This is a genomic window from Geitlerinema sp. CS-897 (assembly GCF_028368005.1).
Classification (GTDB): domain Bacteria; phylum Cyanobacteriota; class Cyanobacteriia; order Cyanobacteriales; family Geitlerinemataceae; genus Baaleninema; species Baaleninema simplex.
On the sequence record NZ_JAQNCQ010000200.1, the window covers coordinates 1 to 6494 of the forward strand.

The 6494-nt window shown below is 53.7% G+C and carries 5 protein-coding genes; 3 read left to right on the plus strand and 2 right to left on the minus strand.

Translation table 11 applies throughout. The features are described 5' to 3' along the window. The coding region (locus tag POG22_RS12655; RefSeq protein WP_498905631.1) for a filamentous hemagglutinin N-terminal domain-containing protein at window positions 1–1396 on the minus strand (1396 nt) is incomplete at its 3' end. 147 nt (window positions 1397–1543) lie between these two features. On the opposite strand from POG22_RS12655, the gene POG22_RS12660 reads away from it, so the two are divergent. After that, a complete protein-coding gene (locus POG22_RS12660; RefSeq protein ID WP_498905633.1) occupies window positions 1544–1996 on the plus strand; it encodes a peroxiredoxin in 453 nt (150 codons plus the stop codon). 210 nt (window positions 1997–2206) lie between these two features. Here POG22_RS12660 and dusA read toward each other — a convergent pair whose 3' ends face one another. Continuing rightward, window positions 2207–3232, minus strand: coding sequence for a tRNA dihydrouridine(20/20a) synthase DusA (dusA, locus tag POG22_RS12665; RefSeq protein WP_498905635.1), 1026 nt, complete (start codon window positions 3230–3232; stop codon window positions 2207–2209). Window positions 3233–3320: 88 nt separating this feature from the next. Between dusA and gcvT the strand changes: the two genes are divergently transcribed. After that, window positions 3321–4439: a glycine cleavage system aminomethyltransferase GcvT gene (gene gcvT / locus POG22_RS12670; protein ID WP_498905638.1), complete on the plus strand. Its 1119-nt coding sequence runs from the start codon at window positions 3321–3323 to the stop codon at window positions 4437–4439. Window positions 4440–4674: 235 nt separating this feature from the next. Beyond that, window positions 4675–6294 (plus strand): FAD-dependent oxidoreductase, encoded by a 1620-nt coding sequence (locus tag POG22_RS12675; RefSeq protein WP_498905639.1) that lies wholly within the window; start codon window positions 4675–4677, stop codon window positions 6292–6294. The last annotated feature ends 200 nt before the right edge of the window (window positions 6295–6494 follow it).

A 6494-nucleotide genomic window follows, 5' to 3' on the forward strand; every position in this document is an offset into this window, starting at 1 on the left:
CGTTAGGATCGTTAGGATCTTGAAACGCCGGATCGTTAGGATCTAGGAAGGGATCGTTAGGATCTTGAAACGCCGGATCGTTAGGATCGTTGGGGTCGTTATTGCGAGAAACGCGATCGATCGTGATGCTGTCTGGATCGAACAAAACCGTTCCAGGATTCGACCCACCCACATCGACTCGACCGCGAAACGCCAGGCGATCGCGACCTGAAATTTCAACAAATCCCCCATTTTGGAAACCTCGGGCCGTCGCCGTTCCCGAAAACAGCGTCGTATCGTCAGACCAAACGACGATCTCTCCGCCATCGTTCCCCAACCCGTCAGCTAAGAAAGAACTGAGAGGATCGACAAACGCAAACTGCGCCGTCGGTAAAGATCCTTCACCGCGCAAGTTTCCCCCGAAGAAGATGCGGCCGCCGTTTTCAGTTCCCGAAGCGTCTAACCTCGCTGACATCGCCGCCACACGATCGCCAAACACGCCAATTTCGCCAGATCCCCTGTTTTCCGAAACATCGATCGCTCCCGAGACGATCGCCGTTCCCGGTTCCGGGTTCACGCGCACCGCAGACCCCGCTAAACTCACCGTTCCGTCGGGATTGACCGTCAAGCGACTTACGCGATCGACACCGCCTCCGGTCAGCAGTTCCGGTAAACTCAACGGGTCGAATCCCGCAGTCGGAATCGAAGTCGGTGCGATTTCCAAACTCAGCAGGTTTCCCGGTACGCTCAACCGTAACAGCTCTCGTCCCGAAACCGCCGTCACCATTACCGTTCCACCTGGGGACGACAGCGAGCCAGTGTTCGCCGTCGCACCACCGAGCAACGCTAAATTGCGACCTGGAAGTACTGCCAGATCTCCTTCATTGACAATCGATCCAGGCTGTGATAATAAAAACGAAAATGTAGCTGGATCGCCCGTTAAATTCGTGATATTTGAAGTTTGAAACGCCTCGAACCATCCGTTTTCAAAACCAATTCCCGTGGCAGTCGTGGCGATAAAATCTGCGGGAACGTTCAGCCGAGCTTCTTGTCCGAAAAGAATTCCAGCCGGATTCATGAAATATAAATTCGAGTCGCCGCCGACGATTTGAATCAGTCCGTTAATATAAGAGGCTTCTCCACCAGTGACGCGACTTAAAATATTTTGAATTTCGGGATTAGACAGAAAATTCGCCGTGCGATCGCTCTCGAGATTAAACTGCTCGAAACTATGAAATAGATTAGAACGATCTTCAGAGAGCGAACCGCCTTCGATATCGAGGCGATCGCCGTGAGGAGTCACCGTCGTTCCGATTCCGTCGTTGGCGGGAACGATAGACTGAGACAATACCGGAAGAGAGGGAGCGATCGCGCCGAGAACGGCGATCGAGGTAACACAGACGAGTCGGCTAAACACGATCGAGACGCCTCAAAGAGACAATGGGAAGATAATCCTTTTATCGGGAAAACGAGAGGGAAATCCAGACGAATAGAGCCAGAGGCGATCGAACAAATACGGTAACATTATAAAGAAACGTTAAAAATCGATCGCAAGAGTTAAAAAATGGCTGTCAAAGTAGGCGATATGGCTCCTGACTTTACTTTACCGTCTCAAAGTGGAAAGTCGGTGAGCTTAAGTGATTTCCGAGGCAAAAAAGCCGTCGTCTTATACTTTTACCCCAAGGACGACACCCCTGGCTGCACCGCCGAATCCTGTGCGTTCCGCGATCGCTACGAAACCTTTACTAACGCAGGAGCAGAAGTCATTGGAATTAGCGGCGACTCCGTGTCGTCTCACCGACAGTTTGCCAGCAAGCATAGCTTACCCTTCACACTACTGAGTGATAGCGGCGATCGCGTTCGCAAATTATACGGCGTTCCCGCGACGTTATGGGTACTTCCGGGGCGCGTCACCTACGTTATCGATAAAGACGGCGTCGTCCGCCACATTTTCAACTCGCAACTCGATTTTCAAGGTCACGTCAACGAGTCTATGGAAATTTTGAAGAGCTTCTAATTCAGGGAAGAGGGAAGAGAGGGGGAGAGGGGGAGATAGGGAGAGGGGGAGACAAGGGGACAAGAGGGAAATTTCACATCATCTCCTCACTTCCGGATTGGGGCGGTGCGTGACGCGGGAAATCTAATTTTGAGGCCAAAAAATACCATTTAACACCCGCGTCACGCACCCTACGGTTCTCTCAATTGTCTTCTCTCCTCATCTCCTCATCTAAATTCTCGGGACTCTAGCTAAGGCCATTTCCAACACCTCCGCTCCCGCACCGGGTAAGTGTGCGTGTTCGCTGATGTAGCGTTTCCAGGCTTTCGTTCCCGGTTGTCCGGCGAAAAGCTGCAACATATGGCGAGTAATCGTGTGTAACTTGTATCCGTGCGCCACCCAGCGATCGCAATAGCCGAGCATTTGTTCGACCACTTGACGGCGCGTCGGAAGTGGTGTAGTTTCACCGTAAATGTCGCGATCGACGGTTGCAAAGAGAAACGGCGTATCGTAAGCAGCGCGTCCCACCATCACTGCATCGACGTGTCGATATTGTTCGCAGATGCGATCGAGGGTTTTAAATCCGCCGTTAATCTCGACAAACAACTGGGGAAAATCTTGTTTGAGACGGTAAACGTCCTCGTAGCGCAGAGGCGGAACCGTGCGGTTTTCCTTTGGCGAAAGTCCCTGTAACCAGGCTTTGCGTGCGTGAACCGTAAATCGCTCGCATCCAGCGTCAGAGACGATTCTGACGAAATTCGCTAAATCCTCGTAGCGATCGCGATCGTCGATTCCGATGCGATGTTTGATCGTCACCGGAATATCCACCGCACGCCGCATCGACTCGATCGCCTGAGCGACGCGATCGGGTTCGGCCATCAAACACGCGCCGAAATTCCCGTTCTGCACGCGATCGCTCGGACAACCGACGTTCAAATTAATCTCATCGTACCCCATATCTTCGGCGATACGGGCGCACTCTGCCAACTCTGCCGGATCGTCTCCGCCGAGTTGCAACGCCAGAGGTTTTTCTTGCGGGGAAAACCCGAGTAGCTTCGCACGTTTTCCGTGTAGGATCGCCCCGGTCGTCAACATTTCCGTATAAAGCAACGTGCGACGCGTAATCTGTCGCATGAAGTAGCGGAAATGCCGATCGGTACGATCCATCATCGGGGCGATGCTGAGGGGATTACCCCGGTCAGTCGCGATCGCAGCTGACAGACGTTCGGCAAAAGTCGCAGTACTGGTCGTAGTCATATGTACTTAATGGCGGTCTTACCATCGCAGCTCCCTCGTTGTATCGTATCTTAGAAAAGCGCTGAATGTGAAAGCAGGTGTTATCTTCGTGACAGTACCGAACGGCTCGACTTCCCCCCAACCCTCCTTTTTAGCGCGGTCTCCGCTTTTCCCCCTCTACGGAGAATCCAGCGCGAAAACCACGGCATTTTCAGGTTGGGAAATGCCACTGCAATTTCAAGGAATTCGACGAGAACACGAAGCGGTCAGAACGGGGATCGGCGTTTTCGATATTTCCCACATGGGAAAATTCCTTTTACAAGGAGACGATATTCTCGAAAACTTACAAGGTCTAGTTCCCTCGGATTTACACCGCTTAGAACCGGGACAAGCTCAGTACACGGTATTTCTCAATCCTAGCGGCGGAATTATTGACGACCTCATCGTTTATTATCAAAGGAAAAATCGCGTTTTTCTCATCGTCAACGCTGCCACCCGCGAACGAGATAAATCGTGGCTCTTACAACAGCTTGGTAACGATAAGGTCGATCTACAGGATCTGACTCAATCGAACGTTCTCGTCGCCGTTCAAGGGCCTCGAGCCGAGGGAGTTCTTCAAACGTTCGTCGATACTGATTTATCGCAAATCCCGTTTTTCGGTCACAGCGAACCGACGCTCTTCGGAACCTCCGCTTTCGTCGCTCGTACTGGCTACACCGGAGAAGACGGTTTCGAGGTGATGGTAGACCCCGAAGCCGGACGGCGGTTGTGGCGAGAACTCCTCGATGCGGGGGCGACACCCTGCGGTTTGGGGGCGCGAGACACCCTGCGTCTCGAAGCTTGTCTTTCCCTCTACGGACAGGACATCGACACTCACACCACTCCCCTCGAAGCCGGGTTGAAATGGTTGGTGCATCTCGAGAGTCAAGGAGATTTTATCGGTCGTTCCGCTCTCGAACGCCAACGGGACGAAGGACTGACACAGCGACTCGTGGCGTTGAAAATGGAAGGACGACACATCGCCCGTCACGGCTATTCCGTCCACCACAATGGCGAGGTCGTCGGACGCGTTACCAGCGGCGCACCGTCTCCCACCCTAGGTTATCCCATCGCTTTAGCCTACGTGCGAGCAGAGTTGGCGAAAGTGGGACGAACCCTCGAAGTGGAAGTTCGAGGTAAGCTATATCCGGCGCAAGTGGTGAAAAAGCCGTTTTATCGGCGACGCTGAGCGGAGGGAAAGCCGGGGAGACAAGGAGTCGGTGCGTGACGCGGTAATACAAGGTTGACCTAACTTCGGCCAGATTTTCTGGCCGCGTCACACACCCTTGTATGTTGGCGGTGTACATTGGCGGTGCGTGACAAAGCGATCGGTCTCAGGATTTACACCCTATTTTTCAAGTCACGCACCCTACGGCTGTCTTCACTGGTGACTGGTGACTGGTGACTGTCGAAGAGGTGAGGTGATGAGAAGAGAGACTGTTTTGGGATTGGGGGCGATCGCCGCTCTGGTCGCCGCTGGGTTTGGGGCGATCGCTCCGGAATTACCTTCGCCGAGTCAGTCGCAACTGGCTTCGGTGGAAACGCCGCCAGAGGTCGAACCTGCGCCCACGCCGACACCGCCGGAATACTATACGTATGATGTGGTGGTGTACGGAGACGAGCTTCCTGGGGTCTGTGCGGCGATTTGGGCAAAAAAAAGGCTCGGCGAGGGGGCGAAGGTCGTTTTAGTGCGCTCTCAGCCCAGTGAAGCCCTTCTGGGAGGAATTTTAACGCGGGGTGGACTGGCGTATTTAGACTTCGATAAAACGCCGGGTTGGTACGCTCAGCCGTACAGTCAGTGTTTTGTGGAGTTTTTAGAAAAAGCTGAGGTCGTGGCGTCCTGTTTGGATGCCGAACGAGGCGATCGCGCCATGCGAGAAATGCTGGCGGAAGCGGGGGTGAGTTTGCTCTCAAACGCGCCGTTAGAGCCAGTTGTAAGTGGCGATCGCATCGACTACGCCCAGATAACGGGATACAACAAGCGACTGCGAGCCGATTCGTTTATCGATGCCACGCAACAGGCCGAGTTGGCGATCGCGGCGGGAATGCCCTACGATCGCGGTTACGAATCCCAAAGTCCCGAACTGCAACAATCGACTCTCGCCACCTCCATCGTTCCGGTGGTGGAAGGGTTGAGTATCGAAGAATTGAGAACCCTCGAAGCGGGAATTCATAGCGACGGTCCTCGACTAGACGCGATCGTCGATAGTATCTACGCCGAAGAAGATCCCCGAACGGCGGGGTTTTGGCTGGCGGGGTTCGAGCGACCGCTCTATCAAGCCTATGTAGACGGATATTACTTTAAAAGTATCGCCATTGGCGCAGCATATCATCTCGATCGCGGTCAACGGTTTTCTCTCGACGGCTTTTTCTGGGACAAAGCCAACGTCTGCGAGTTAGACGAACAGCGGTTGTCGTGGAACGGCTTTCTCTTTAAATACACTACCGACGAAGTGCGGGCGATCGAAGCCAACGGCTTTCAACCCACGCCAGAAATGCTCGCAGAAATGCAGCACGTGGAATCCTGGCTGCAAGCTTACGCAGGAGACGACAGCCTGACACTGACATTTCCACCAGAAGTGTACGTGCGTCACAGCATCAGCGTTCGCGATGTGGTCGATCCTCTCTCGGGGCAAGAAATTCTTAAAGGCGGGACGTTACCCGAAAAAGCGATCGGCACGTTTTCCTACGACTTCGACTTCCGAGGCGGCGTAGACGGCTTGTCGATTCCCATTCCGCCGCTTCCGCAGTACAATTTCGGCATCGAACACGGCTTAGCCCAGAACATTGAAAACCTAGCTGTCACCGGACGTTCGGCGGGATACGAAGGAATCGCCGTCTCTGTCGGACGCATCAACACCGCCAACGTCTACCACGGACAAGGAGTTGGTGTCGCCGCCGCGATCGCCAAAGAAGCCGCCGTTCCCCTCAATTCCATCACCTCCGCCCAAGTTCGCCAGGAATTAGAGCGTCTCACGGGACGAGTCACCGAACTACAAGGTATAGACATCCGTGACGGCATCGACTACAGCAAAATTCGATAAATTAAGAAGAAGTCGTAGGGTGCGTGACCTAAAGACCCGAGATTTCTCGCACCCAACCGGCCAACTCGTCACGCACCTTTGGAGCGTGAACAGCGAACAGTCACCAGTGAAAACAGTCACCAGTCACCAGTCACCAGTCACCAGTGAAAACAGTTAACAGATAACAGTTTCTCCCCCTCTCCCCCTCTCCCTTGCTCCCC